Genomic DNA, 25210 nt, shown 5'->3' with positions numbered 1-25210 from the left:
AGCGACGTGCGGGGGCATGGCCGGGAGGCCTTACGCTGTCGGGCCGGTCGCCGTCATGATCTGGATGCCGATGACGTCGAGCAGCCGGAGCCGGCCGGCGCTCTCGCTGTCCGGAGCCGCTGTGTAGGCGACGACGCGCAGGTCGCTTCCGGCGGCGACGAGTACGTCGCGGTCGAGGGCGAGTGTGCCGACCTCGGGGTGGTGGACGGTCTTGGTGCCCGACACGTGGGCACCTACGATGCCCGAGTCCCACAGGGCGGCGAACGCGGGTCGGGTCTCCCGCAACTCCCGCACCAGCGTGCGCAGGTGCAGGTCGGACGGGTAGCGGGCGGTGGCCGTCCTGAGGTCTCCGACCATGGCCGCCTCGAAGTGGGCCCGCTGCCGGGGCGTCTGGCTGACCCGGCCGGGCAGGCCGGCGAAGTGCCGCCAGATGATGTTGCGTTCACGTCCCCGCAGGGCGGACGGGTCCCCGAACAGGGCGGCCCAGGGACGGTTCCACTCGATCAGGTTCCAGGCGGCGTCGTGGACGCACAGCGGGGCGCCGCCCAACTGGTCGAGGAGTCTGCGCAGGCCTGACGGGACGTGAACGGGAAGCCGGCCGGGGCCGGGTGCCGGCTGCCCGGCGAGGAGGTACAGATGCTCGCGTTCGGCGTCCGACAGGCGCGGCGCGCGGGCGAGCGAGGACAGGACCTGCGGGGACGGGGAGGTGGCCCGGCCCTGCTCGAGCCGGGTGATGTAGTCGATCGTCCGGCTGGCCTCCATCGGCGCGGACGGCCCGACCAGCGGCTTCTTCGACGAGGCCGGCCCGGCCGCCTGGTGACCTGCCTGCCCGGATGCCCCACCGCCGTGCGGGCACGGGGCCGAGGGCGGGCGTTATCCGGTGGCCCGGCCACCGGCCGCGCCGTACGGTGCCGTTCATGACGACGCGGCTCCGCCTGGAGAAGGTCACACCCGACAACGTCCTCGACGCCTGCCGCCTGACGGTACTGCCGGAGCAGGAGCGGTTCGTTGCCCCGGTCGCCCGGTCACTGGCGGAGGCGTACGTCCAGCCCGGGACGGCCTGGCCGCGGCTGATCGTCGACGGTGACCGGTTGGTGGGCTTCGTGATGGCGTTCTTCGACGTACGCTTCGACCCCTCCGACCTCGCGGACCGGCCCCGGTCGGGGCTCTGGCGCCTGGCCGTCGCCGCCGGTGAACAGGGCCGGGGCTACGGGCGCTTCGCGGTCGACGCGGTCTGCGAGGAGATCCTCCGACGCGGGCAGCGGTGCGTCACGGTGACCTGGGGGCAGGGCGAGCACGGCCCCGAGGAGTTCTACCTGCGGCTCGGCTTCCGCAGGACGGGCGAGACGAGCGGGGACCAGGTCGTCGGCGAGCTGGAGCTGCCACGCGCCTGACCGGCCGCACCGGGCCGTCCCGGACCGACGCCGGCCGCCGTCGTCCGCCGGTGATCCACATGCGGGTCCGGCGGTCCGGAGTGAGGATCGGGGATACGGGCGGTGGCCCGGGCGCGCCCTGACCCTCTCGGGTCGGTTCTCCCTTCCGGGTGCCCCGGTCCGCCTCCCGGCCCAGCCACTGCCACCAGGGGGGTCTGGAGGTACGGATGCCGCGGCCCCTGTGGACCGGAGCGATCAGCTTCGGGCTGGTCACCATCCCGATCAAGGTGGTGTCCGCGACGGAGGACCACTCGATCTCGTTCCACCAGTACCACGCGCGGGACATGGGCCGGATCCGTACCCGCAAGGTGTGCGAACTGGACGGCGAGGTCCTCTCGCAGGACGAGATCGGCAAGGGGTACGAGGTCGCCAGGGACCGGACCGTCCCCGTCACGGACGAGGAGCTCGACCGGATGCCGCTGCCGACGGCGAAGGCGATCGAGATCGTCGCGTTCGTCGACGCCGACACCGTGGACCCGGTGCGGATCAGCGACAGTTACTACCTGGCCGTGGACGGGCAGGTGGCGGCGAAGCCGTACACCCTCCTGCGCAGGGCGCTGGAGCGCAGCGACAAGGTGGCCGTGGCCAAGTTCGCCTGGCACAACCGGGAACGGCTCGGGCTGCTGAGGGTCCGTGACAACGCCATCGTGCTGCACTCCATGCGGTGGCCGGACGAGATCCGCAGCCCGGAGTCCCTGGCGCCCCGGGACGTCGAGCTGGAGGAGGACGAGGTCGACCGGGCGGTCCAGCTCACCGACACGATGGCCCTGGACGACATCTCGGGCTTCCGGGACCGTTACCGGGAGGCCCTGGAGGAGCTGATCGCCGCCAAGTCGGAGGGCAAGGAGCTGCCGGAACCGGGCGGGGGCGAGGAGCAGGAACCGGGCAAGGTCATGGACCTGATGGCAGCCCTGAACGCGTCGGTGAAGGCTGCCCGGGAGACGCGCGGGGAGGAGGCGGAGGGCGAGCACGCGACCGTGCACGAGATGAAGTCCCGCGAGCCCCGCCCCCGCAAGAAGGCCGCCCCGGCGGCGAAGAAGACGGCGGCGGCGCGGGGCAAGGCGGCGCAGGGCAAGGCCGCCGCGCAGGGGCAAGCGGCACGGGGCGGGACGGCGGGCGGGACGGCGAAGTCCTCCGGCCGCAAGGGGCAGCCCGCCAAGAAGACGGCGGCGAGGAAGCGGACCGCGTCCTGAGCACTCCCCGCACCGGGTGCGCACGGCGCAGGGTCGGCACGCGGGACCGGGTACGGCTCCCGAAACCAGGGCGCTGGAACCACCCCCTGGAACCGCCCCCTGGAACCCGGGCCCTCCTCACGCGTCGCCGATGTCGTCCGGCGCCAGGTCGGGCCGCAGCCGGTGCCAGGACGGCTGGCGGAGTTTCCCCGCCTTGGTCCGGGTCGAGTACCGCACCTCGCCCACCAGCCGCGGCAGCACCCACCGTGCGCCCGCCACCCGGGGCACCTCGTCGAAGGGGCACGTGTCGACGGCGGCGACCCGGAGCAGTTCGGCGAGCGTGGTGCGCTCCGCGTCGCTCCACCCCGTGCCCACACTGCCCGCGTACCGCAGACCGCCCTCGTGCCGCTCGCCGACCAGCAGGGCCCCGGGCAGGCCGCCCAGCCGCCCGCGGCCGGGCACCCAGCCGCCGACGATCACGTCGGCGGTACGCACATGGCGGATCTTGATCCACGTACGGGAGCGGACCCCCGGCTCGTACACGGAGTTCAGCCGTTTCGCGATCAGGCCCTCCAGCCCGGCTTCCCGTGTCATGTCCAGCGCCTGTGCCCCGTGGCCGACGGTCACCGCGGGCGTCGACCAGCGCGGCCCGGTCAGCCCCAGCGCCTCCAGGGCCGCCCGCCGCGCGGTGTAGGGGAGCGGGACCAGGCTCGCGCCCCGCAGGTGGAGGGCGTCGAAGAGCACCAGGTGGGCGGGGATCCGCTCCGCCATACGGGCGGCCTTCGCGGGCGACCCCGACAGCCCCATCCGGGACTGGAGCCGCTCGAAGTGGCTCCGCCCCTGGCTGTCCAGGGCGACGATCTCACCGTCCAGCACCCCCGGTACGCCGCCGAGCGCGGGCCCCAGGGCCATCAGGTCGGGGTAGGCCGCCGTGATGTCCGTCCCGGACCTCGCCCGCAGCTCCACGGAGCCGTCGCCCGGCAGATAGACCATGGCACGCTGGCCGTCCTGTTTGACCTCGTACGCCCACTGGTCGTCGGTGGCCGGTGGGGGCAGGGTGCCGGGCGTCGCGAGCATGGGGGCGAAACGGGGCAGAGAGGTCATGGCAGCACCTTCTCAGCCGATGCGGCGCCGGGCCCGCGGCCAGGGCCGGGGGCGCTGCGGCCCGTGGCCCGGGAGTGAGAGTTCTTCCGGAGGCCGTGTCGATCCGGCCCTGTGCCGTACGTCGTCATGGTGTACGAGGGAAACGACGGAGTACGACAGGAGCTGGACCATGAAGTACATGCTGCTCATCCACAGCGGTTCCATCGACGGGAACGGCGGCGCCGCGGACTGCACGGTCGAGGACTGGATGACCTACGACAAGGAGGTCAAGGACGCCGGGATCCACGTCTCCGGTGAGTCGCTCGCCGATCTGGTCACCGCCACGACGGTGCGCGTCGGCACGACGGGGGAGCGGACCGTCACGGACGGGCCGTTCGCCGAGACCCGCGAGGTCCTGGGCGGCTTCCTCGTCATCGACGTACCTCACCTCGACGACGCCCTGGACTGGGCCGCCCGGTGCCCGGGCGCACGGGGCGGCGGCGCGGTCGTGGTGCGGCCGGTCGCGGACTTCGGGGTCTGACGGCGGTGGACGGGGCAGCGGCCGGAGGCGGGGCCGGGCCCAGGGAGCCGGGCGGGCCGCCCACTGCGGCGTCGGTGTCCAGCGCGGCATCCGTGGCGGCCGTCTTCCGGGAGGAGCGCGGCCGGCTCCTGGCCTCCCTCGTCCACCGCTTCGGCGACCTGGACCTGGCGGAGGAGGTCACCTCCGAGGCGATCGAGGCCGCCCTGCTGCACTGGCCGGCCGACGGGGTGCCGGCCAGGCCGGGTGCCTGGCTGCTGACGACGGCCCGCCGCAAGGCCGTCGACCGGCTGCGCCGCGACCAGGCGTACGCGGCCCGGCTGGCCGTCCTCCAGGTGGAGGCGGAGCGGGCCGGGCACGCACCGCCCGCCGACGTGGAGGGTGACCTCCCCGACGACCGGCTGCAGCTCTTCTTCACCTGCGCCCACCCGGCGCTCGGTGCGGAGGACCGCAGCGCCCTGACCCTGCGCTGCCTGGCGGGTCTGTCCACCCCCGAGGTGGCGCGGGCGTTCCTCGTGCCGCCCGCGACGATGGCGCAGCGGATCGTGCGGGCCAAGAGGAAGATCCGCGAGGCCCGCATCCCGTTCCGTGTCCCCGGGCGGGACGAGCTGCCGGAGCGCCTGCCGGGTGTCCTCCAGGTCCTCTACTCGATCTTTACCGAGGGCTATGCGGCCAGCTCCGGACCGCACCTGCAGCGGGTCGGCCTGGCCGAGGAGGCCATCAGGCTGGCGCGGATCCTGCGCGGGCTGCTGCCGGGCGAGCGGGAGACGGCCGGGCTGCTGGCGCTGATGCTGCTGGTCCACGCCCGACGCGGGGCCAGGACCGGACCCGACGGCGGGATCGTGCTGTTGGACCACCAGGACAGGGCCCGCTGGGACCGGGCGATGATCGAGGAGGGTGCCCGCCTGGTGGTCACCGCACTGGACGGGGGCCCGCCCGGTCCGTACGGGGTGCAGGCCGCCATCGCCGCCCTGCACGACGAGGCCGCCACGGTGGAGGCCACCGACTGGCCGCAGATCGTGGCGCTCTACGACGTCCTGGGGGCCCTGACGCCCTCGCCGGTCGTCGCCCTGAACAGGGCGGTGGCCGTGGCCATGCGCGACGGCCCGGAGGCGGGCCTCGCCCTCCTGGACCAGCTGGCCGGTGAGCCCAGGCTGCGCGCCTACTACCCGTACGCGACCGCCCGTGCCGACCTGCTGGGCCGCCTGGGCCGCCGGGCCGAGGCCCGGGCCGCCTGGCTGGAGGCGCTCACGTCGGCCGGTACGGAGCCCGAACGTGAGCTCGTCCGGCGGAGGCTGCGGGGCTTCGGCACCCCCGGTTCGGCTGGCTGAACCGAGGGCGCCGGCATCGCTCCCGGGCGAAGGGTGCCGGAGGCGCGTCACCGGCGGGCGAAGCCCGTCGGAGGGGTTCGGGAGACCGCAGGACCGTGACGGCCCGGCGAGCGGGGCGGTTCCCGTGCTCCGCCGGGAAGCGGAGGGTCGGCGACGGAGGGGGGCCGGGCCGGTCCGGGCGCCTTCCGGATGGAGATCTCCGGGAGCCCGCTTACCATGATGAATCCGAGCAAAGCGGGCAAAGTGCCCGGCGGGGGTGCCTGACGGACGCACCCGCCCCTTCGGCGGAGGTACGGCATGAAGATCGCGGTGATCGGTGGAACAGGACTCATCGGTTCGCAGGTCGTCGACGTCCTGCACGCGGCCGGGCACGAAGCGGTGCCGCACTCCCTGTCCACGGGGGTGGACCTCCTCACCGGACAGGGGCTCGCACCGGCGCTGCAAGGGGCGGCAACCGTCGTCAACCTGACCAACTCGCCGACCTTCGACGAGGCTTCGCACGACTTTTTCCGCCGGACGATGGACAACCTCCTGGACGCCGCCGAACAGGCGCGCGTCGACCATGCGGTGATCCTGTCCATCGTCGGCGCCGACCGGGTCCCCGCACTCGCCTACTACCGGGCGAAGGTGCTGCAGGAGGACCTCCTGAAGGCCGGGCCGATCCCGTACTCGATCGTCCGGGCCACCCAGTTCTTCGAGTTCGTGGACGCCGTCCTGTCCTGGACCGCCGACGAGGACACGGTCCGGCTGCCCTCCACGCCGCTGCAGCCCATGGCGTCCGCCGACGTCGCCCGGGCCGTCGCGGAGGTCGCCGTCGGCGCCCCGCTCCAGGGCACGCGCGAGGTCGCGGGCCCCGACGTCTTCCCGCTGGACGAACTGGGAAGGATCACGCTGAAGGCCCGGGGGGACGAACGCACCGTCACCACGAACGAGGAGGCGGGCATGTTCGCGGCCGTCGAGGGCGACGCGATCATCGCGGGCGCAGACGCGTTCGTCGCCCCCACCCGCTACCGCGACTGGCTCGCGGCCTGACCCACCCGCCGTGCCGACCGGTCCGCGCGCCGGCACCGCCGCTCTGTGCGACGGCGGTGCCGACGGGGGCCTGGTGCGCGGGCTCGGCACGCGGGGCCCGGCACGCGGGGTCAGGGACGCGGGGCCAGGGACGCGGCCCGGCACGAGCCGGTCCGGACGCCCTTGCCGGATGCTCCGCCGGACGCGGCTGTGGGCCCAGCCGCCCGGCGTCCCCCGCTGGACAGTTCCGCCGGACGGCCCCGCGGGACGGCTTCGTCGGATGCCCCGCTGAACGGTCCCCGCCGGAAACCTGCGCAGGTCGGCCTGTGGGACGGTTCCCTCGGACGCCCCGCCCGACGGCACCGCCCGACGTCCCCGCCGGGCGGCCTTCGTCAGGCGGTCGCGCAGGTGGCGCCGCCGAGGGTGAACGCGGTCGGCGCCGTGTTCCTGGCCCCCTTCACGGCGGTGAAGCCGATCGTCACCGCGCTGTGGGCGGAGATGGTGGACGTGTACGAGGCCGGGGCGACACTCACCGAGCTGCCGCTCTGGGTGGCGACCCCGCCCCACATGGTGCTGATCGTCTGGCCGTCGGAGAAGGCGAAGCCGAGCTGCCAGCCGCTGATGGCCGACGCACCCGTGTTGCTCAGGGTGATCTCGCCCTGGAACCCGCCCGGCCACTCGCCGACGACGCGGTAGCGCACGGAGCAGGCCGCGCCGGGTGTGCCGCCGCCCTGTTCGGTGGTGGCACTCACCGTCGCCGAGCGGGGCGAGCGGTTGCCGGCCGCGTCGCGGGCGTAGACGGCGAAGGTGTACGCCGTACCGGCGGTGAGGCCGCTCACGGTGGCGGACGTGGTGGTGGACGCGGCGACCGTGGTCTCGGAGCCGTCCACGCGGACGACGTCGTATCCCGTGACGCCGACGTCGTCGGTGGCCGCCGCCCAGGTGAGGGTGGCCGAGGAACTCGTCACGGCGGTGACGGCGGGGGCGCCGGGTGCGGTCGGGGCCTGGGTGTCACCCGTGCCGCCGCCGTAGACGGTGGCCTCCTCGGAGGTCTGGGCGATGCCGTTGGCGCCGTGGAAGATCCGCTCTCCCCAGGCACTGAGCCGGGTGGGGTCGAAGTCGACGACCAGGTCGAGGATCGGGTCGGTGTTGCCGCTCCAGGACCAGGCGAGGTAGCCGAGGCGGAGTTTCTCGGCGGTGGCCATCATGGTGTCCTCGTCCGGGTCGCCGTACTGGTCGGCGGGGCCCCCGAACTCGCCGATCAGCAGCGGCAGTCCGGCGTCGACGAAGGCGTTGAGGTAGTCGGTGACCTTCTCGGCGGAGTTGTAGACGCTGTACATGTGGATCGAGAAGATGAGGTTGCCGGTGCTGTCGGCGTCGTACACCGCTTGGGCGTTGGCGCGCATGACACCCTGCCAGTCCTGGCCCCAGTTGGGCGCGTCCACCATGATCGTGTGGAGGAAGCCGGCGGCGCGCAGCTTCTTCACCGCGGCGGTCGTGGGGGCGGTCCAGTCGGCCGGGTCGGTGTTCCCCCACGGCTCGTTGCCGATGTTGACGACGACGTAGTCCTCCTGGCCGGACAGGACGTCCTTGAGGCTGATCCAGTAGTCCGCCGCGTGGTCGAGCGTGCCGGCCGCTGCGTCCTCGCCGTAGCCGGTGGTGTCGTGCACCTCCAGGACGCAGATCAGCCGGTTGGCCTTGCACTGCGCGATGACGGCGGCGACATCGGCCGGGCTGTTCCTGCTCCAGCGGTGGCCGTCGGACAGGACGACGCGGACGGTGTTGGCGCCGGTCGCCTTGATGTCGGCGAGCGACTGCGTCTCGCCCGGATACCAGGTGTGGGCGTGGTTGACGCCGCGCATGACGAAGTCGTTGCCGTTGCCCTCGACCAGGCGGCCGTCGCTGATGTGGAGGCCGGTGGCGAGGGCGTCCGCCCGCTCGGCCCGGTCAGCGGCCTGCGCGGTGGCCGGACCGAGCGCAGCGGCGACCACCAGCCCGAGGAGGGCGGCGAGCCCTCGCAGGAGGAGGATGACGGGGCTTGTGCGTGCCGTACTTCTTGCTGTTCTCACTGCGGACTCCAAGGGGTGGACGCGAGGGAGCGAGCATCGGCAGTACAGGGAGTGCTCCGATATGGGAGCGCTCCCATGAACCCATTTGGGCAGGGCCACGTCAAGATGTCGGCGCGGAGGATGCGTGTGCGCGGGAGCTGTCGGCGCCCCCGACAGTGCCGGGCACGGGATGTCGGGTCCGGCGGGGTGGTGCCTGCCTAGCGTGATGGGTGAAAGGGAAGGAGGTCCGGGTGCTGGAGCGGTTGAACCAGGCCATGGAGTACGTCGAGGCGCACCTCCGCGAACCGATCGAGGCGGCCGAACTCGCTCGCGTAGCGCTGACGTCGGAGTACCACCTGCGCCGGCTTTTCTCGGCGCTGGCAGGCATTCCGTTGTCGGAGTACATCCGCCGGAGGCGGCTGACCGTGGCGGGCGCCGAGGTGCTCGCCGGTGAGCGGACCCTGCTGGACGTCGCGGTGCGCTACGGCTACGGCTCCGGGGAGGCGTTCGCGCGGGCGTTCCGTGCCATGCACGGCGTCGGCCCGGGGGAGGCCCGCCGGACCGCAGCGGTCCTGCACGCCCAGCCCCGGATGTCCTTCCGCCTTGTCGTCGAAGGGAGTAGCAGCATGCGATACAGGATCGTCGCCAAGGAGGAGTTCCGGGTGGTGGGCAGGAAGGCCAGGGTCCCGCTCGTCCACGAGGGTGCCAACCCGGCGATCGCGGAATTCATCCGAGGGATCGGCCGGGAGGCGCTCGGGCGCATCGCAGCCCTGTCCGACCAGGAGCCGACGGGGATCGTCGGGGTGAGCGACCAGCTCGATCCGAGTAGGGCGGAGGGCACCGAACTCGACTACTACCACGGTGCGGTGACGACCTCCGAGGCGCCCGAGGACATGGACGTACTCATCGTCCCGGCGGGCACCTGGGCCGTATTCGGGAGTGCCGGCGAGTTCCCCCGGGAGCTCCAGAACCTCTGGCGCGACGTGTACACGCAGTGGTTCCCCTCGAACCCGTACCGAAGCAGACCGGGCCCGGAAATCCTGAGCGTGCGCCTCTCGGACACGGCCGATCGGGCCGACGCCCAGCTGTGGATCCCCGTGGAGGACCTTCCCAGCTCGGTGTGAGGTACGGGACCGAATCGTGGGCGCCATGTCCGCTTCCGGCGTCCCCTGCCTCCCCATGACCTGATTGTTCGGCCTGGGGCGGCGGGGGTGCTGAGTACGGGGGCGCCGTGTTGCCGCCGGAGCTGAGTGCGGGGGCTCAGGACCGGGTCCACGTCCCGGCAGACGATGGGGAATGCGCAGCCGCCGCGCCGCCCCGATCCGTCGCCGAACCGCAGGAGCACCCGTGCTCAGCCGCATAGCCGCCGCCGTCGTACCGTCGCTCGGCCGTCTGACGACGTCCGCCGAACCGGTCGGCCTTCGGACCCCCGGCATCCTCGTCGCCAACCACACCTCCCTCGCGGACCCCGGCGTGGTGCTGGCCGCCCTGCACCGGATGGGCATCGAGCCCGTCGTGCTTGCCACCGCGGGCCTGTGGCGCGTCCCCCTCCTGGGGCACCTGCTGGAGCGCGGGGGCCACATCCCCGTCCACCGGGGCACGGCCCGCGCGGCCGACGCCCTGACCGGGGCGTTGGCCGCGCTGGACGCGGGCCGGCACGTGCTCATCTACGGCGAGGGGCGCATCCCGGACCGCAGGGACGCCGCCGAAGCCGCCCCCGAGGCGTTCCGGAGCGGCCCGGCACGTCTCGCCGCAGCCTCGGGAGCCCCGGTGATCCCGGTCGGCCAGGCCGGAGCCCGCCGGGTCTCCTCCGGCAGCGGCGGCAAGCAGTTCGCCGGACTCCTCACCGCCCCCGCCCGCCGCCCCCGGCTGCACGTGCACGTCGGCGCACCGGTGCTGCTGCCACCCGACGTCGTACCCGCGAGTGCGGTCGCTCACCGGGCCGTCACCGCCGCCTGGCGCATCGCGGCGCGCCAACTCGGGGAGCCCGCAGCGCTGATGGCGTGACACTCGACGACGACCTTCAGGCCGGGAAGCGGAAACCAGCTCGCTGCGGGAGCCGCCGACGACGCGGACCGCGCCTGTGCACGGGTGGCATCATCACGAGAGGCGTACACCCGGGCACGGCTGGATGCGTCATGAGATCTGGGGGCGGGATGAGGCTGACGAGGCACATGGATCCGGGTCGCCGCCGGCGCGTGAACGCAGTGTGGCTGCTGGTCGGTGCCCTGCTGCTGGGCGGCGGCATGACGCTCGGTTCTTTCGCCGGCAACACCGAGCGGGTGACCCGCCTGTGGGTGGCCGCGGAGGTCGCCGAGGACGGTACCGCCCGGATCTCCGAGGTGATCGACTACGACTTCGGGCGGCGTCCGGGGAGTGACAGGCACGGCATCTACCGGGACGTACCCGGGCTCGCGCCAACCGCTGAGGTGGAGGCGACGGTCGACGGCCGGCCCGTCCCCGCCGAGACGGGTTACCTCTCGAGCGACGAGACCCGCATCAGGATCGGTGATCCCGGCCGGACGGTCAGCGGCGTGCACCGTTACCGCATCGAGTACCGCCTCGACGGCGTGGCCCCCGGCCACCGTCTTGCCTGGAACGCGGTGGGCACGGGCTGGACCGTTCCGCTGGACGACATCCACATCCAGGTCGTCGCGCCGTTCGGCCTGACCGGCGCCCGGTGCGTGCGCGGGGTCGGCGGATCGCGCACGTCCTGCGCCGTGACCGCCGCCGAACCGGGCCGTCTGACCGCCGAGTTGGCGTCGCTGCCGGCCGAACAGGGCGCCACCGTGTACGCCGCCGGCGACCTGGCCGTGTCCCGGCCCGAACTGCCGGTACCTCCCCACGCGGCCCTCCGCGCCGCGGACCGGCCCCACCCGCTGCTGCCAGGCCTCTTCGGTACGGTCGCCGCTCTGCTCGCTGTCGCGCTGACGGCGCTGCTGCTCCGGTGGGCCGGGCGCAGTCCGCTGTACGACGAGGACGGGTTCGACGGAGCCGGGCTGGGCACGACGAGCGGCGGGCGCGTCCGCCGGGTGGACCTGAGCCGTCGCGCGGCCTCCCGGCCTCCGGCTCCCGCACCGCCCGAGGACCTCGACCCCGCACGGGCCGGAATTCTCCTGGCCGGGCGTGTCCTGCCCGCACACAAAGTGGCCCTTCTGATGGACGCGCACACGCGCGGCTGGCTCACCGTCTCTCAGCAGGAGGTCCCGACACTTTCCCGGAACGAGTCCCAGGAGCAGGCGTCCCGCACAGCCGACGCACTGACCCGGAGAACACTGAACACGATCTTCGGGTCGCGCGTCTCCGTCACTCTGGGCCGCTACGACTACGACTTCGCCCGGGCCTGGCGGGCCCTCGACACCGACCTGCGGGAGTGGCTGGAGTCGGCCGGCGGCCTGAGCGACCCGACCGGACGGCGCCGCAGCCGCGTGGTGCGCCGGGCAGGTGTCGCGGCGAGCGTGATCGGTCTCGGGACGGCGCTCACGGGCGCCGTGCTGAGCGGGCACCACGGACAGCCGTGGATGTTCTGGGCGGTGACCGGCGCTGTCATTGCCGGCGCGGGCCTTGCCCTGTCGGTCCGCGCATGGGAGTTGTCGGCGCTCACCCCGCACGGCGCACGCCTGTGGCTGCGCGTGGCAGCCTTCCGGCGGTACCTGGCTCGCCCCGACATGTCCCTCGTCGCCGCCCTGACGGAGGAGGAGGTACGGCTGTACTCCTGTTGGGCCGTGGGCCTGGGGGAGACGGACAGCTGGTCGGCCGCGGCCGAAGCGTCCTCACGGCGCCCCGGACACCACGACGCGTACCGGCACTGGCACCGGCACACCTCCGGGCTCGCCGCCTCCCTCGTCGCTGCTGCGGCCTCGTCCAGCACAGCGCCGTCGTCCTCTTCCGGCGCCTCGGACTCGTCCGGCAGCGGATCGGTCGGTGGCGGAAGCGGCGGGGGCGGTGGGGGGTCGTGGTAGGCGTCAGGACGTCGCCGCGCCGGGGCGGCAGACAGTCCCGACGCTCGGCTCCCGAGTCCTGAGTTCCGGGCGGTGGGGGAGGACCGCCGCCCCGGGGCCGGGAGCGCGGACGGGCGTGCCGCGCAGGCGCCGTCTCAGCCGGCGGAGGGGACGCGCAGGGCGATGACCGCCATGTCGTCGTGGCCGTCGCTGGGATGCTGATCGGCCAGCGTGTTCACGAACTCGTCCAACGGCAGGCCCACATGGGCCCCGGCCAGTTCGGCGAGTACGGCGAGTTGGTCGTCGAGGGAGCGGCGCGGGTGCTCGACGAGTCCGTCCGTGAAGAGGAGCACGGTCGCCTCGGGCGGCAGCGGGTAGGTGTGGTCGGGGCGCTCGACGTCGGGGTCGACGCCGAGCGGAAGGCCGGGCTCCCCCTCCATGTACCGCGTACGGCCCTCCGGCGTGACGATCAGGGGAGGCGGATGACCGGCGCTGCTCCAGTGCAGTTGCCACCCGGCGACCGTCCGCTCGATGCGGGCCAGGCAGACGGTGGTGACCGGCAGATCGGTGATCTCGTGCACGGTGCGGTCGAGTTGGGTCAGCACCCGGCTCGGTGGAGTCTTCCGGTCGTACAACAGCGCCCGGAGCATGTTGCGGGCCTGGGCCATCGCGGCGGCGGCGTGCAGGTCATGGCCCACCACGTCCCCGATCACGGCCGCGCAGGAGCGGTCGGGCAGAACGACGGCGTCGTACCAGTCCCCGCCCAGGGCGGCCGGCTCGGCGGCGGGACGGTAGGCGGTGGCCCCCGTGAACGGGGTCAGATCCGGCACGGTCGGGAGCAGCAGCCGCTGGAACTGTTCGGCACTGTCGCGCACCCGGCCGAACAGGCGGGCGTTCTCGATCGCCAGGCCCGCCGCGCCCGCGAGCGCCCGGAGGATGTCCTCGTCGTCCCGGTCGAACGGCCGGCCGTCGTGCCGCTCCGACAGATACAGGTCCCCGTAGATCTCGCCGCGGACGCTGACCGCCACGCCCAGGAGCGTGCGCATCGCCGGATGGCCCGGGGGGTAGCCGACGGACGCCGGGTGGGCCGGGATGTCGTCGACCCGCAGGGGCGCCGGGTGATGGATCAGCAACCCCAGAACGCCGCGCCCGTGCGGAAACTCGATGCCGGCGAGCGCCTCGCGCTCCTCCTGCGCCAGTCCCGCGGTGATGAACTGCTCCAGATGATCGCCCGAGGCGTGCAGCACTCCGAGTGCGCCGTACCGTGCGCCGATCAGTTCCATGGCGGTGGTGACGATGCGGCGCAGCACCGTGGGCAGGTCCAGCTCGCTGCTGATGGTCAGGACCGCGTCGAGGAGTCCCTCGAGCCGGCCCTTCGTCCTGGCCAGGGACTCCAGGTGGTCGGCGACGTCCTTCAGCTGCTCGTCCGGGCGCTGCCCCGCGGCCGGACGAGGCGTCGGCCGCGTGGCCGGTCCAGGGGCCGGTCCCGTCCTCGGCTCCGCCTCCCCGGTCGGTTCGTTCGGTCCGGTAGGCTCGCTGTCCGTCATTTCCGACATCACCTCAATCATCATCCGTCAGGGGGGAACGGTACGGAAGGCGTAGCCCGAGCCAGGGCGGAACACGCGCGGCCGGACGTTCCGGCGTGAGGGGACCGGCGGGCGGCGTCGAGGGCGGGCGGGCGCCGTGGTCAGCAGGCAGCGCCGAGAGCGGGCGCCGGCGAGAGTGGGCGTACGATCGTACGCATGCGGGTGTACGATCGTACGCATGCCGACGGATCACTTCGCTGACGACCCGCGCACCAACCTGGAACGCATGCTGGCAGGCGATCTCTACATCGCCGACGACCCGGAGATCGCCCGGCGCCAGCGGAACGCCATGCGGCTGGCCGCCCGCTACCAGGCCGCCTACCTCGAGGACGCCGACGCGGCCAGGCCGATCCTCGCGGAAATGCTCGACTCCGTCGGTGCGGGCGTCGACGTGCGCCCGCCGCTGTACGTGGACTACGGGAGCAACATCGCCATCGGAGCCCGTACGTTTGTCAACTACAACCTGACCGCGCTCGACGTCGCGCGGATCACCGTCGGCGAGGACTGCCAGATCGGCCCCAACGTCCAACTCCTCACCCCCACGCACCCCGTAGAGCCGGAGCCGCGCCGGGACAAGCTGGAGGCGGCGTTGCCGATCACGATCGGGAACAACGTCTGGCTCGGTGGCGGAGTGATCGTCTGCCCCGGGGTGACGATCGGCGACAACTCCGTCATCGGCGCCGGCGCGGTCGTCACCAGGGACATCCCCGCGAACGTCGTCGCCGTCGGCAACCCCGCCCGGCCCGTCCGCGACCTCTGATCCGCGCGCGATGGCCACCGGACGTCCCGACCCCGAGCGGCGCGCACGCATCCTCGCCGCCACCCTCGACCACATCGCCGACGTGGGAGTCGCCGGGGTCTCCCACCGCAAGATCGCCGCTCGGGCCGGTGTGCCCCTCGGCTCGATGACCTACCACTTCGCCGGCATCGACGACCTGCTGTACGAGGCCTTCACGGGCTTCGCCGCCCACTTCGCGGACCTCTTCGAGCAGCACCTCGCCGTCGCCACCACCCCGGCCCAGGCGTGCGAAGCGGTTACCGACCTCATCCACACGCTCTCCGAGGGCCCCCAGCGTGATCTGGTCATCACCCAGGAGCTCTACACCCTCGCCGCGCGCCGCCCCGAGTACCGGGAGCTCACCCAGACCTGGATGCACCGCAGCCGTCATGTGCTCCGGCAGCACTTCGACGCCGACACGGCACGCCAGCTGGACGCCCTGATCGAGGGTCTGGCCCTGCACCGCTCCCTGGACACCGCGCCCCAGGGCCGCGACCTGACCCTGCTGGCCGTCACCCGTATCACCGGCACCGCCCGGCCGGCCCCTTGACCGCCCGTGGGGCGCGGACCTGACCCCGCGGCCCACGGGCACACCTCTTACCTCTCATCTCTCGACGAGGACCGAGGACCGGGGGTGAGGACCGGGGAGTGAGGAATTAGGGGTACGGCTCCCGGACTCACGAGGTGGTGGGCGCCTTGTGCACACCACCGGCCGGTTCGATGCTCCAGGAAGCGTCCGACCGGACGTACAGGAAACCCGGCCGTCTCGACGTGGTGGCCGATGCCGTGAACGGTCCCTCGCCGTCGATCAGGAGGTCCCCGGGTGTGAAGTCCGGACGGAGTTCGCGCAGCGAGAAGGCGGCTCCCTCGTTCTGGGTGACGCGCAGGGGCATCCGGCCACCGGGGTGCCGAAGAAACGTAGGTTCCGGTGGATCTCACGTCTTCCGTCAGATCCGGAACGCGGTTCAACGGATGCAGCCAGATCCGCCATCCGTGCTTGGTTGCCATCCGGAGGATCACCCGGTCCCGCCCGTCGGGCGGCACGGGAACGATCGCCCGCGTCAGCACGGAGCCGTGCGTGAGGATCTTCCGGGGAACTCCCCGCTCGCCCGGCGGGTCGCTCAGTTCGACCCAGGAGTCCTCGGCCCGGTCGAGGTGGACCACCAGCAGCGCGGGCTCGCGGCGGGCCGGGCGGACGAGCTGGACCCCCGTGGACCCATGGCCCTTCCGGCGCTGCTGGACGCCCGTTTCCGGAGGCCAGGTCCCATACAGAGCGGACGGACCTGGCGAGGGGGCGGGCTGTTCAGCCGCAACGGGCACGCGAGGGGACGGTGTCCGCGTCCTGGCTTCCCGGGCGGGCGTGGCGGTCGGCCGCCGCTCCGGCGAGGTCTGCGGGTGCGGACCGGGCTGCCGCTCCCACAGCCCGGTGGCGATCGGTCGTACGCCCTCGGAGAGGCGTACGGCATCGGCCGCACATACGGCGATCGTCCGGACGGCTCCCTCGGGCGGCGCCCAGTCGGCCTCCGCGGTGGAGGGCCCGTGCCGGGGATCGAAGAAGCACAGGGGGCGGCGTTCCGGGCGAGGACGCCCTTCCGTCGCGGCGTCCACGCAGGCCAGCGCGTGGCGTCCCTCGTCAAGGGACCGCAGCACATCGGCCGCGTCCCGGATGTCGCGGTCACCGACGAAGTTCTGCTTGGCCTGCTCGTACGCGTCCAGCGCTCGCTGGTAGTCGGCGAGAAGCCCCGCGTCGCCCGAATGGTGCCCCGGCACGAAGGAATGCCGTGCAAGCGACTCTCCGAAGGCGGTGATCTCCGCATCGATCCGAGCGAGCTCGTCGTCGCGTCCACGTCCCCGGAAGAGACCGGTCAACGCACCTACTATTCCGTCGGCCACGCGGTGATCGTAGTCGCGCCGGTCGGCCGGGGGGCGAACTTCCGACGGCGGAGCCCCTCCTCGGCCCCGAGCGATCGACGTCGAAACGCCGGCCGGTCGACACAGGCAGATCATTCTGTGTGACACGGCCGGACGCGGTGTCGATCACGTTGCAGCCGCCCGCCCCCGGGCGGCGTGCAGAGGCAGCTGCTCACAGGAGCGCGGGACGGCGGCGGGGCCGCTCCGCTCGACGGCTCCTCCGTGAGCGGGAGTTCAGGGTCCCGTGGACAGTGCGCACTCCGCCCAGACGGTCTTGCCCGGACCGACGCGGTCCTCGACGCCCCAGCGGACGGCGAGCGCGTCGACGAGGACCAGGCCGCGACCGTGGTCCTCGTCGGCGGCCGGCGCGACGAGGACGGGCCGTGCCGGGTGAGTGTCGGACACCTCGATACGGACGACGCCCCGGTCGTCGTCGTACGTGAGGAGCAGGGCGAAGTCCCGGCCGGGGACGCGGCCGTGCAGCACGGCGTTCGCGGCGAGCTCGGCGACGACTACCGTGACCGCGTCATGGTCGTCCGTCCCGCGAGGGTGTCCCCACTCGACGAGCTGAAGCGCGGCGAGCAGTCGCGCGAGACGCGCACCGCGCCGGGTGGCGGAGAAGCGCTGGGCGAACCGGCCTGCGGGAGTGGGGGTGGGGGCGGGGGTTCGGGTGTGAGGGGCTGACATGGGGCCCAGCCTCGCGGGGGCCCGGGCACCGAGACAGGCACGGCGCCGATACAGATCGGCTTGTACTGGTTCACGCACTGGACTGGGTTGATCGCAGTACGTAACCATCGACCGGGTGGGCTCCGAGAGGGCCCGGTACGGGAAGGTGGCTGCGAGTGGTTACGGACAACGGCGATGGCGGGAGCGGGGCCGGGGGCGGGGGGCACTGCGGTGAGCCGGAGCTGTCGGACAGCCTCAAGACGTTCGGAGCGGTACTCAAGGCACTGCGGGACGAAGCTCGCCTGACGCAGGAGCAGTTCGCGCCGCTGGTGCAGTACTCGGCGGCGTACATCGCGAAGATCGAGCAGGGCAAACGGTTCCCGCCGAGGGACCTGCTGGACCGTTCGGAGGAGGTGCTGGGCGCGACGGCGGCCCGGGTGCTGGTGGCGGCGGCGAGGAGCCTGACGCGGAAGGTGGGGCTGGCGTCGTGGTTCCTGCAGTGGGCGGGGATCGAGGAGGACACCACCTCGCTCTATGCCTACGAGTGCCGGGTGATCCCTGGGCTGCTGCAGCCCGAGCCGTACATCCAGGCCCTCTTCGAGCGTCACCTGCCTCCGCTCACCGAGGAGCAGTCCGAACGTCAGGTGGCGGCCAGGCTGGCCCGCCAGCAACTCCTCGTCGACCGACCGAACACCACGTTCAGCTTCATCATCGAACAAGCACTGCTCGAGCGGCGCTTGGGAGGCACCCAGGTGACCAACGCCCTGCTGGACCACCTGCTTCACGTAGGGCGATACCGCAACGTGGAGCTCCAGGTGATGCCTCTAGTGCAGGAGGACCACGCCGGATTCGAAGGCGAGATGTACCTCGCGGAGACCGCCGATCACCGGTGGGCCGGTTACGTCGAAGGGCACGGGACTAGCATGCTCATCAGCGATCCGAAAGCCGCAAGTCACATGCTCCAGCGCTATGGCAAGATGCGCTCGCAGGCTCTGAGCCATCAGGCCACGGCAAACCTGCTGGGACAGATGCGAGGAGGGCAATGAGCACCGTGGAACTCGTCTGGGTCAAGAGCAGCTACAGCGGCGGTGGCGGCGACAACTGCGTCGAGGTCGCCGTACGCCCCGAGGCCGTACTGGTCCGGGACTCGAAGGATGTGCAGGGTCACGCACTGACCGTCTCGCCCTGTGCATGGTCTGCATTCACAGTGCTGGCTGCCGACTCGCGCGTGTGAATGGCCGGTGGCGTAGCGGCTGTCACGCTGCCCCGTGTCATGTCCCGCCCGTCCTCGCCTCCCGTTGAAGGCCATTGCCCCGCTTCGTGGCGAAAAGATGTCGGCAGCACGCGAGAGACTTCCCCGATCGGCGCACAACCCCTCGACGTCCAGCGACTTCCTGAACCCATGACAGAACCCCGCCTGCCTCGTCTACGGTATCGATCAAGACAGTCTTGATTGTGCTGGCCCGGGACCGTTGCGGCCTGGGTGATATCAGCAGGGGTAGGGGCAGGGGCACCAGCGTATGGCGGTTGAACGCACGAACCGGGACATCAGATCACTCATCGGTCAGATAGCCGATGGAGAGATCATGCTCCCGGAGATTCAGCGAGGCTACGTATGGCGGGCGTCGCAAGTGGCGAAACTCGTGGAGTCGATGTACCTCGGGTATCCGGCCGGGACGCTTCTGCTGTGGAAGACAGACGAGGGGGCCGAGACCAGGGCTGCGGCGATCGGAGCGGGGCAGGGCCTCCCGAGTGTGATGCCGCTGTATCTCCTCGACGGCCAGCAGCGACTCACTTCGCTGTACCGAGTGTTCAATGACCACCCAACAGCGCAGATCGTCTTCAACATCGAGACGGAGGCGTTCCAGAACCAGAGCAACGCCACGCTACGGAGCCCGAAGTGGGTCAAGGTCTACGACGTTGTGGGCCCTCATGCTGATTCGTTCGCTTTGCAGATGCAGCTTCGTTCGGCCGGGTTGTCCATTGATGGGGCTCAGATTGGAAGCCGTCTGAAGAGGCTCGAGTCGATCTCGCAGCGAGACTTCCACATGGAGGTTCTTCACGGCTTCAGCTATGAGGAAGTCACCCAGATCTTCGTTCGGGTCAACAGCGGGGGTCGCCCCCTCAAGACAACTGATCTAGCGATGGCCACGCTCTCCGCTCGGTCGCCCGGGTTCCTTGGGGACCTTGAGAAGGAATCGGCGCGGTGGGCTCAGCGCGGTTACCGGGCTGTCGATGCCAATTTCCTCATCAAGGCGATCACGCTTAGTTTGTCGATTTCAGGCAAACGCACTTCGTCGGTCTCCAGACTGACGACGGCCGGCCCGGAGTCCGTTGCTGAAGGCTGGGAACGGGTGCGCCGCGGACTTGAGCGCGTTGTTCCACTGCTCTGCGAGCAGCTACTCGTCCCGACCACTGCGCTCATTCCATCCGTTACGGCCCTGCACCCACTGATCGTGTTCTACGGACGGCTGCCTGCGAATGCTCCCGTAGACCCTGAAGTCGAGAAGGGCCTGCTGTATTGGTTCCTGGCCGCGAGCGGAAGTAACCGCTACGGTGGGGCGACCGACAGCGCGTTGACACAGGACGTGAATGCGCTCGACTCCGAAGAGCCTGTCCGCGCCCTCCTCGCCAACCTGCGCCTGGAGGAGAAGGGCTTCAGTGTGACCGCCCGCGATCTGTCGGGGCGCAACATCCAGAGTCCATACATCATGCTTTCCTACCTGGCGGCCGCACACTCTGGCGCAGAGGACTGGTGGGCCGGCGGCCCGATCTCCATCACCGCTGAAGGTACCGACAAGCTGCAGTACAGTACTCTGCACCCGGCTGCCCAGTTGCGGAACCACCGAAACAAGTATTCGTCTGCGGAGATCAACGAACTGGCGAATATTGTTTTCGTCTCGCAGCAGACGGCGAAGAATATGATTGGCAATCGCTCTCCCGCCGCGTACATCAAGGATGTGCAGCCGTACGACCTGGCGGCTCATGCTGTCCCGACCGACCCCCAGGTCCTCGAAGCCGACGGGTTCCGTGAATTTCTTATTGCCCGCCGAACCCTTCTCGCGGAACGCATTTCCGCCCTCCTTGAGCGTTTCCGCCCTGCTTTCGTCGACGCGAGCGGTGCCAACGGCCTGCGAGCCGGAAGGCCCCACAAGTCCCTCACGCTCACGGGTTATGCCGCTGGTAGCCGCACCCTTCTGCTTGCTGAGGCTCAGAGCGGAGCGCAGCATTGGGGCGGGCGAATCGACACCGCTGAGCTGGACGCCGCCCTTGATGCGGCTGCCAGTGGCCTCGACAGCGACGTCACTGTGGCCGGCGAATCAGCCCCACTGAAGGTTGACGAGGACGGTGTGACTCTTCAGGTCGGCCCCTTCAAGCTCCGTGGCACCGCGAACCAGTGGAGGGCGGCGTTGGAGGACGCATTTTCGGACGCCTTGCCAACTGCCGACTGCCCCGATGCGGAGTCGGCGGCATGGGTCGGTGAGACCGAGGACTTCCTCCTGGCGGACATCGGCGTTCAGCGGTCGTAAACACACTTTGGCCGAGGTGGGAGCGCTGGTGACGATGCCGAGTGTTCCCACCTTCAGCCGTCTTGTGTGCCCGGCAATAGAGGTTCGACCACCCCCGGGCTGAGCAAGGGGGCCAGTCGCGGAATGCCTGGTGTCAGGGCCTCTGGCGGAACGGTGAGCCGGCACGTCTCCCACCGCCCGAACACCCCTATGTCTCGCGGCACTTGGGCGCTGATCCAGTCTGAAGCGACCGAAGCGACCGCGACGGCGTCGAGATCTTGGGTGAGCTGTACCGTCACGAGCTGCCATGTTGGGTCGCGGCACATAGTCTTGTACTCATTCCGGGAGATGAAGAAGACTGTCCGTCCGCGCCGCACCGTGCTTTTCGCCTCGATATGCAGCGGATGCTGCGTGGAGTGTATGGCGATGTCGTACCCGAACCCGTCGGCGTGGGCGGCGACATGCTCGACCCGGGCATCAGTGACCTTGGCGATGAGATTGACAAGGGCCAGCTCTCCAGCGTTGCCGATGCGGGCTCGCGCTTCCATGTCAACCTTGCCCCAGACTGCGCTGACCTGCTCATACGCCTCACTCTCAGGTATGCCCAGCGTTTCCGCAGTCCGCAGAGCGTCCTCGGGCAACTCGTCCGGGCCACGCACGAGGAAATCCGCGTCCGGGAGCCATACCGCGCCGCTGGAAGCGATCGCAGTGCGGAAGACGCGTTCCCTCACTGTGGTGCTGCTCTGCAGGTGCTCGAGCAGGCCGTTCTCGCTGAGCCACGAGTACGCCGTTTCGTACTGGGTGGGAGTGACGTCGCTGAAGTCGGCATGGGTCGTGAACAGCGCTCGGCACCGCGCAGCGCTGGAGGACGGGAGCCGTTCCAGCCACCGCACGGCGGCGCGCAGAATGGGGTCAGGAGGAATGGGCACGGAGGTGGCCCATCAGCGCCTGGAGATCTCCTTGGTCGAGGCCACCGCCGACGGCAGGCTCCTCGTCGAGGTCGGCGAGCTCTTGGACGGCGGAGTCGTCGAGGATGCGTCCCATGAAAAGCAGTTTGTCGCTCAGCCGCTGGTCCACGACTTCGTCGATGCTCCCCTCAGAAGCGAGCACGGTGATACGAGTCTCCGTTTCGGGTGCGAGACCGAGACGGTGGATTCGATCGAGGCTCTGCAAGAAGCGGCCGGCTGCGAAATCCCGGTCGACATAAACTGCGTCATGGCAGTTGTGATGCAGACTGATGCCTTCGCCGAGCGTCGCGGGATTGGAAAGGAGCACCATGCAGTCCGGGTCCCTTCGGAAGCGCTCGATCTCCGCTTCCCTGTCCTCTGTGCCCCCGTGGACCATCGCCGGATGGAATTCTCCGAGGATCCGCTCCAGCGTGTTCAGGCTGCGGATAAAAGTTGACCACACCAGGGTCTTGCGGCCTCTAGTCGCGTTCTCCGCGACGATGGCCAGGACTTCGCGGTACTTCGGTGACATCTCGTAACTAGGAAGGTCCTGCATGAGTTCGAAGAGCGGGCTCCCCGCAGGAACTGTCAGAGGCGGAACCTGGTACATCAGTGGCTCGTACCGTGTTGTGCCGACGGCGAGCAGCGCCGGGCTGGTGGCCGCCATCAGCATATAGACGGTGATCTTGCCGAGAGCTTGAAAGTTGCCCTCGGCCCCAGCCGCGCGGTCGGAGAACCGCCCCACGAGAGCTTCGTACACCTCCTGATGTAGCGGAGGCATTGGCAGCGAGCGGAGGGTCGTCTTTACTGGCGGTAGGCCCAGTTCACCCTTGGTAGTACGAGTGAACAGCGGACGCAGGACTTGGCTCGCTCTTACGAGGTCGCCGCCTGCCACTGCTTGAGTCACCCTCTGTCGACCGTGCCCGGGCCACACGAAGCCGAAGAGGTTCTCGATATCTTTCACGCCGTTCGGTGCCGGAGTGCCGGTCAAGATCAACCGGTGGCGCGCCCTCGGCCCCAGGGCTAGGCAGGCAGCCCCATACGTCCCCTCAGCACCGAGCTTCATCCGGTGCGCCTCATCCAAGAGGATCATTGAAGGGCGCGCGGTGAGCCACTGGCCGAGCTCGTCGACCGACGAGCTGAGGCGTTCATAGTTCACGATGAGCGCTTCTGCGGACGGATCGACGTTTCGTGACAGGACTTCCATGCGTAGTGGTTCAGCGAGGCATTGCGCATTCTCATAGTGCCATGACTCGTAGCACGACTTGGGGCCCACGATCAGCAGTCGCTCGATTCCCTGGGTGTGGCGTAGCGCCTGGAACACGGCGAGCCCGACCCGCGTCTTACCGGCACCCGGGACAGAGAAGTTGGCACCGTGTCGCAAAGAAAGAAGTTTGGCGATGTCCCGGCGCTGAAACGAGGTGAGGTTGGCTGCCCATGCGGGGCCGAGCAGTCCGTCAATCGCATCTTCTCGTACCTCGCCGGGGCTTGCGGATGCCGGGCTCAGGCGGGAGGCCACGGTCTGGGCGTCTACGGCGGAGTCCGCCGCAAGGGCGGCTAGTTGGCCGTCCCATGACACGCTCGACGGGGCAGGCCACGTTGTCAGCGCCACGAGGTTCGTGAGCAGGTCATCGATGTCGACGTCCATGCTCCCAGGGGAGCGCTGCACACCGCTGCGAAAGCGCAGGGCGAGTCGGCGCAGGTCGTCCTCATGCCCGGTGCCAGCCCGCAACCGGGCTTTGGTCACGCCATCCCCGAAACCGATCTCCAGACTCGGTACAGCCGTCATCGGCTTTCCCGGGTGGCATTGAGCAGCCACTCGACGCCGTCCCCCGGCGAACTGAACGTACGGGCCGCCTGTTTGGCCAGGCGTGTGAGGCTCGTACGGAGAGTGAGCAGTGCGTCGTCGAAGGCGTCTTCGTCGAGGGCGCGCTTCGCCTTGGCCTCGGCGAACTCTGCCGCACACTGGTGCACGTAGTCTGCGGCATCCGTCAGGCGCTCCGGCACCGCAATCTTCCGCTTCTGCAGCTGGGCGTTTTGGCCTGCCATCTTTACTGCAATGTCGAACGTAGCGCGAGCTGATTTGATCTTGGAGTCGGCTTGTGTTACCTCGGCGGCCGTGAGTTTGTCGCCGGCGAGGGTAGCCGCCTTGGCTTTCAGTAGAGTGTCCGTGAGGGCACGAGTTGTTTTCACAACTTTTGTAGCGTCCGGGATCGCGACGCCCGGCAGGCCCGGGATCGCTACCGAGGCGGATTCCTGCGCCGCAGGACGCAGAGCGTCTGGCAGCCGCTCGTCGAGGTAACGGGTATGGAAGTCGGCCTCAGCGAGCCGGACTGAGGTCTTCGGGTAATTCAGGACAACCATCGCGAGCCGGGTCTCTCTCAGCTGCTCTGCCGCATCCGGGTCCGTCTTCGAGAGCTTGGTGTAGTCGCGGTGGAGTTCACGGAGCTTCTCCTGATGATCCTCGAAGTCCACCAGCCGCAGGCCGACGCCGCTGGCGGGGTCCTTGCTGCGGTCAATGGCTTCGTTGACCAATTGGTAGACGCAACGGTCCTGGCGGAGCGTGGTCGTCTTGATGTTGAAGTCCCGTGCGACGTCTTCCTCTCGACGCCCGTTCGCTAGTTCCTCCTCGATCGCGATCAGGCGGTTGATGTAGGAGTACTCGCGCCGCTTGTCCCGTCGCAGCTGGAGCGCCAGCTCCACGCTGTTGATGTCGCGACGGGAGGTGTCCGCGGGGAGCACTCCCACGCGAATGTCCTTGATGCCCAGCTTGCGGAGAGCAGCGCAGCGGGTATTCCCGTCTACAAGGATGCCATCGGGGCTGATGATACCGGGTTCCTTCTGCCCGAAATCATCCAGTTCGTCTTGTAGGGCGGTGAAGTCCGGGTCGGTCTGATTCGGATTGGACGGGCTGCGGCTCAGCAGGTGGCCGAGGTAGTCCTGCGCAGCCTCACTCCACGGCTGCTCTTCCAGGACCCGGTTCTGTGCGGGATCCAGCGTGCGCTGCGCGCGTATGCGGTGGGTGTCGGGGTTGAAGTAGAGGAGGTCCACCGGCATGGAGATCACGCTTAGGTGCTTCTGCTCGCCGCGCCAATCCACCGTGATTTTGGCGCCGTTGTCGGCCATGGCCTGTCTCAGTCGCTCCTCAACCATGGTACGGATCCGCTCGCCTTCGGGCGGGACACCAAACTTCACAGCCACAGCCAGAACCTCCTCGGTGACAGGCGCACTTCCTTCTCAGGAATGATGACAGTAG

Annotated in this window: 23 protein-coding genes; 14 read left to right on the top strand and 9 right to left on the bottom strand. The window is 70.3% G+C overall.

Annotated elements, in window-relative coordinates:
• Positions 1 to 30: 30 nt before the first annotated feature.
• On the bottom strand, positions 31 to 762 hold the full coding sequence (locus ACH4VO_RS05595; protein ID WP_360987513.1) for a helix-turn-helix transcriptional regulator: 732 nt from the start codon (positions 760 to 762) through the stop codon (positions 31 to 33).
• A gap of 155 nt (positions 763 to 917) precedes the next feature.
• Between ACH4VO_RS05595 and ACH4VO_RS05590 the strand changes: the two genes are divergently transcribed.
• Both ACH4VO_RS05590 and ACH4VO_RS05585 read left to right on the top strand, forming a co-directional pair.
• On the top strand, positions 918 to 1394 hold the full coding sequence (locus ACH4VO_RS05590) for a GNAT family N-acetyltransferase (RefSeq protein ID WP_360987515.1): 477 nt from the start codon (positions 918 to 920) through the stop codon (positions 1392 to 1394).
• Between the two features lie 206 nt (positions 1395 to 1600).
• A complete protein-coding gene (locus tag ACH4VO_RS05585; RefSeq protein WP_360987517.1) occupies positions 1601 to 2626 on the top strand; it encodes a Ku protein in 1026 nt (341 codons plus the stop codon).
• Positions 2627 to 2743: 117 nt separating this feature from the next.
• Here ACH4VO_RS05585 and ligD read toward each other — a convergent pair whose 3' ends face one another.
• Positions 2744 to 3709, bottom strand: coding sequence for a non-homologous end-joining DNA ligase (gene ligD / locus ACH4VO_RS05580; protein ID WP_360987519.1), 966 nt, complete (start codon positions 3707 to 3709; stop codon positions 2744 to 2746).
• Between the two features lie 169 nt (positions 3710 to 3878).
• Between ligD and ACH4VO_RS05575 the strand changes: the two genes are divergently transcribed.
• The 3 genes from ACH4VO_RS05575 to ACH4VO_RS05565 all read left to right on the top strand — a co-directional run bounded on the left by ACH4VO_RS05575 (position 3879) and on the right by ACH4VO_RS05565 (position 6589).
• On the top strand, positions 3879 to 4229 hold the full coding sequence (locus ACH4VO_RS05575) for a YciI family protein (RefSeq protein WP_360987521.1): 351 nt from the start codon (positions 3879 to 3881) through the stop codon (positions 4227 to 4229).
• Between the two features lie 74 nt (positions 4230 to 4303).
• Positions 4304 to 5557: an RNA polymerase sigma factor gene (locus ACH4VO_RS05570; RefSeq protein WP_360987524.1), complete on the top strand. Its 1254-nt coding sequence runs from the start codon at positions 4304 to 4306 to the stop codon at positions 5555 to 5557.
• Between the two features lie 297 nt (positions 5558 to 5854).
• A complete protein-coding gene (locus tag ACH4VO_RS05565) occupies positions 5855 to 6589 on the top strand; it encodes an NmrA family NAD(P)-binding protein (RefSeq protein ID WP_360987526.1) in 735 nt (244 codons plus the stop codon).
• Positions 6590 to 6960: 371 nt separating this feature from the next.
• Here the strand turns inward: ACH4VO_RS05565 and ACH4VO_RS05560 are convergent, their stop codons facing one another.
• Positions 6961 to 8637 carry a cellulase family glycosylhydrolase gene (locus ACH4VO_RS05560; RefSeq protein WP_360987528.1) on the bottom strand — a complete coding sequence of 559 codons (1677 nt, stop codon included), beginning with the start codon at positions 8635 to 8637 and terminating at the stop codon, positions 6961 to 6963.
• Positions 8638 to 8867: 230 nt separating this feature from the next.
• On the opposite strand from ACH4VO_RS05560, the gene ACH4VO_RS05555 reads away from it, so the two are divergent.
• From ACH4VO_RS05555 to ACH4VO_RS05545, 3 genes are all read left to right on the top strand, one after another.
• Positions 8868 to 9740, top strand: a complete 873-nt coding sequence (locus tag ACH4VO_RS05555) for an AraC family transcriptional regulator (RefSeq protein ID WP_360987530.1) — start codon at positions 8868 to 8870, stop codon at positions 9738 to 9740.
• Between the two features lie 223 nt (positions 9741 to 9963).
• A complete protein-coding gene (locus tag ACH4VO_RS05550; protein WP_360987532.1) occupies positions 9964 to 10623 on the top strand; it encodes a lysophospholipid acyltransferase family protein in 660 nt (219 codons plus the stop codon).
• A gap of 191 nt (positions 10624 to 10814) precedes the next feature.
• Complete coding sequence (locus ACH4VO_RS05545; protein ID WP_360987534.1) at positions 10815 to 12578, top strand: DUF2207 domain-containing protein; 1764 nt, start codon at positions 10815 to 10817, stop codon at positions 12576 to 12578.
• A 134-nt stretch (positions 12579 to 12712) separates the two neighbouring features.
• Here ACH4VO_RS05545 and ACH4VO_RS05540 read toward each other — a convergent pair whose 3' ends face one another.
• Complete coding sequence (locus ACH4VO_RS05540) at positions 12713 to 14113, bottom strand: PP2C family protein-serine/threonine phosphatase (RefSeq protein ID WP_398440869.1); 1401 nt, start codon at positions 14111 to 14113, stop codon at positions 12713 to 12715.
• Between the two features lie 208 nt (positions 14114 to 14321).
• On the opposite strand from ACH4VO_RS05540, the gene ACH4VO_RS05535 reads away from it, so the two are divergent.
• Both ACH4VO_RS05535 and ACH4VO_RS05530 read left to right on the top strand, forming a co-directional pair.
• Positions 14322 to 14903 carry a sugar O-acetyltransferase gene (locus tag ACH4VO_RS05535; protein WP_360987538.1) on the top strand — a complete coding sequence of 194 codons (582 nt, stop codon included), beginning with the start codon at positions 14322 to 14324 and terminating at the stop codon, positions 14901 to 14903.
• A gap of 10 nt (positions 14904 to 14913) precedes the next feature.
• The gene (locus ACH4VO_RS05530; RefSeq protein ID WP_360987540.1) at positions 14914 to 15471 is read left to right on the top strand and encodes a TetR family transcriptional regulator; all 558 of its coding nucleotides are present in this window, start codon (positions 14914 to 14916) and stop codon (positions 15469 to 15471) included.
• A gap of 127 nt (positions 15472 to 15598) precedes the next feature.
• Here the strand turns inward: ACH4VO_RS05530 and ACH4VO_RS05525 are convergent, their stop codons facing one another.
• Positions 15599 to 15814 carry a hypothetical protein gene (locus tag ACH4VO_RS05525; RefSeq protein ID WP_360987542.1) on the bottom strand — a complete coding sequence of 72 codons (216 nt, stop codon included), beginning with the start codon at positions 15812 to 15814 and terminating at the stop codon, positions 15599 to 15601.
• A gap of 646 nt (positions 15815 to 16460) precedes the next feature.
• On the opposite strand from ACH4VO_RS05525, the gene ACH4VO_RS05520 reads away from it, so the two are divergent.
• Positions 16461 to 16937, top strand: coding sequence for a hypothetical protein (locus ACH4VO_RS05520; protein WP_360987544.1), 477 nt, complete (start codon positions 16461 to 16463; stop codon positions 16935 to 16937).
• 129 nt (positions 16938 to 17066) lie between these two features.
• Here the strand turns inward: ACH4VO_RS05520 and ACH4VO_RS05515 are convergent, their stop codons facing one another.
• Complete coding sequence (locus ACH4VO_RS05515) at positions 17067 to 17519, bottom strand: ATP-binding protein (protein WP_360987546.1); 453 nt, start codon at positions 17517 to 17519, stop codon at positions 17067 to 17069.
• A gap of 155 nt (positions 17520 to 17674) precedes the next feature.
• Here ACH4VO_RS05515 and ACH4VO_RS05510 point away from each other — a divergent pair, with 155 nt between their 5' ends.
• The 3 genes from ACH4VO_RS05510 to ACH4VO_RS05500 all read left to right on the top strand — a co-directional run bounded on the left by ACH4VO_RS05510 (position 17675) and on the right by ACH4VO_RS05500 (position 21028).
• On the top strand, positions 17675 to 18544 hold the full coding sequence (locus tag ACH4VO_RS05510) for a helix-turn-helix transcriptional regulator (RefSeq protein WP_360987548.1): 870 nt from the start codon (positions 17675 to 17677) through the stop codon (positions 18542 to 18544).
• A complete protein-coding gene (locus tag ACH4VO_RS05505) occupies positions 18541 to 18732 on the top strand; it encodes a DUF397 domain-containing protein (RefSeq protein ID WP_360987550.1) in 192 nt (63 codons plus the stop codon). Before ACH4VO_RS05510 ends, ACH4VO_RS05505 begins: the two co-directional genes overlap by 4 nt.
• A gap of 286 nt (positions 18733 to 19018) precedes the next feature.
• Positions 19019 to 21028 (top strand): DUF262 domain-containing protein, encoded by a 2010-nt coding sequence (locus tag ACH4VO_RS05500; protein WP_360987552.1) that lies wholly within the window; start codon positions 19019 to 19021, stop codon positions 21026 to 21028.
• A gap of 53 nt (positions 21029 to 21081) precedes the next feature.
• Here the strand turns inward: ACH4VO_RS05500 and ACH4VO_RS05495 are convergent, their stop codons facing one another.
• From ACH4VO_RS05495 to ACH4VO_RS05485, 3 genes are read right to left on the bottom strand one after another with little or no spacing between them, the layout of a single operon-like run.
• On the bottom strand, positions 21082 to 21936 hold the full coding sequence (locus ACH4VO_RS05495) for a DUF3883 domain-containing protein (protein ID WP_360987554.1): 855 nt from the start codon (positions 21934 to 21936) through the stop codon (positions 21082 to 21084).
• Positions 21920 to 23743, bottom strand: a complete 1824-nt coding sequence (locus tag ACH4VO_RS05490) for a DEAD/DEAH box helicase (protein ID WP_360987556.1) — start codon at positions 23741 to 23743, stop codon at positions 21920 to 21922. Before ACH4VO_RS05490 ends, ACH4VO_RS05495 begins: the two co-directional genes overlap by 17 nt.
• The gene (locus ACH4VO_RS05485; RefSeq protein WP_360987558.1) at positions 23740 to 25155 is read right to left on the bottom strand and encodes a ParB/RepB/Spo0J family partition protein; all 1416 of its coding nucleotides are present in this window, start codon (positions 25153 to 25155) and stop codon (positions 23740 to 23742) included. The genes ACH4VO_RS05490 and ACH4VO_RS05485 overlap by 4 nt, the downstream gene beginning before the upstream one ends.
• Positions 25156 to 25210: the final 55 nt, after the last annotated feature.

Origin of the sequence: Streptomyces sp. NPDC020780 (genome assembly GCF_044334475.1) — a bacterium.
Classification (GTDB): Bacteria; Actinomycetota; Actinomycetes; order Streptomycetales; family Streptomycetaceae; genus Streptomyces.
Note: the sequence above shows the minus strand (reverse complement) of the source record. Positions and strands in the feature narration are given on the sequence as shown.

Bases quoted from the DNA above. Each gene is read 5' to 3' on its own strand.
- ACH4VO_RS05595 (WP_360987513.1), bottom strand. From the start codon at position 762: ATGGAGGCCAGCCGGACGATCGACTACATCACCCGGCTCGAGCAGGGC.
- ACH4VO_RS05590 (WP_360987515.1), top strand. From the start codon at position 918: ATGACGACGCGGCTCCGCCTGGAGAAGGTCACACCCGACAACGTCCTC.
- ACH4VO_RS05585 (WP_360987517.1), top strand. From the start codon at position 1,601: ATGCCGCGGCCCCTGTGGACCGGAGCGATCAGCTTCGGGCTGGTCACC.
- ligD (WP_360987519.1), bottom strand. From the start codon at position 3,709: ATGACCTCTCTGCCCCGTTTCGCCCCCATGCTCGCGACGCCCGGCACC.
- ACH4VO_RS05575 (WP_360987521.1), top strand. From the start codon at position 3,879: ATGAAGTACATGCTGCTCATCCACAGCGGTTCCATCGACGGGAACGGC.
- ACH4VO_RS05565 (WP_360987526.1), top strand. From the start codon at position 5,855: ATGAAGATCGCGGTGATCGGTGGAACAGGACTCATCGGTTCGCAGGTC.
- ACH4VO_RS05540 (WP_398440869.1), bottom strand. From the start codon at position 14,113: ATGTCGGAAATGACGGACAGCGAGCCTACCGGACCGAACGAACCGACC.
- ACH4VO_RS05535 (WP_360987538.1), top strand. From the start codon at position 14,322: ATGCCGACGGATCACTTCGCTGACGACCCGCGCACCAACCTGGAACGC.
- ACH4VO_RS05530 (WP_360987540.1), top strand. From the start codon at position 14,914: ATGGCCACCGGACGTCCCGACCCCGAGCGGCGCGCACGCATCCTCGCC.
- ACH4VO_RS05525 (WP_360987542.1), bottom strand. From the start codon at position 15,814: ATGCCCCTGCGCGTCACCCAGAACGAGGGAGCCGCCTTCTCGCTGCGC.
- ACH4VO_RS05515 (WP_360987546.1), bottom strand. From the start codon at position 17,519: ATGTCAGCCCCTCACACCCGAACCCCCGCCCCCACCCCCACTCCCGCA.
- ACH4VO_RS05505 (WP_360987550.1), top strand. From the start codon at position 18,541: ATGAGCACCGTGGAACTCGTCTGGGTCAAGAGCAGCTACAGCGGCGGT.
- ACH4VO_RS05500 (WP_360987552.1), top strand. From the start codon at position 19,019: ATGGCGGTTGAACGCACGAACCGGGACATCAGATCACTCATCGGTCAG.
- ACH4VO_RS05490 (WP_360987556.1), bottom strand. From the start codon at position 23,743: ATGACGGCTGTACCGAGTCTGGAGATCGGTTTCGGGGATGGCGTGACC.